This is a genomic window from Variovorax glucosi (assembly GCF_051216695.1).
Classification (GTDB): domain Bacteria; phylum Pseudomonadota; class Gammaproteobacteria; order Burkholderiales; family Burkholderiaceae_C; genus Variovorax.
The window spans coordinates 1-413 of the sequence record NZ_JBPJZE010000217.1; the positions used below are offsets into that span (position 1 = coordinate 1).

Here is a 413-nt window from a genome sequence, read left to right on the forward strand (position 1 = left end):
CCCAGCCACTTGGAGAAGCTGTAAGTCAGCACGCTCTTCTCCGGATAGAACTTGAGCGCCGGTGTGAAGCCATCGGCAAAGTGCGCATACGTCGCGTCGTGGATCAGCCAGGCATCCACCGAGCGCGCGATGTCGGCGATGGCGCGGATCTCATCGGCCGTGTGGCAGGTGCCCAGCGGGTTGTTCGGGTCCACGAGATAGATGACGGTGGTGTTCCCGTCGGTCGACGCGGCCAGTGCCTCTGCCGACAGCTTGAAGCCGTACTCCGGCCCGTAGATCGGAATCTCGGTGATCACCGAGCAGGCCTTGGCGGCAAACTGCAGCGGCCATTTCCAGCCCGGGTCGGTGGTCACGAAGCCCTTGCCCGCCACGCAGAACGCACGGCAGGCCAGCGCCAGCGCGATGCCGGTGTT

General features: G+C 64.9%; 1 protein-coding gene. It reads right to left on the reverse strand.

Annotated elements, in window-relative coordinates; all coding sequences use genetic code 11:
• A partial coding sequence (locus ACSFA3_RS24410; RefSeq protein WP_435507961.1) for an aminotransferase class I/II-fold pyridoxal phosphate-dependent enzyme occupies positions 1-413 on the reverse strand: 413 nt, incomplete at both ends.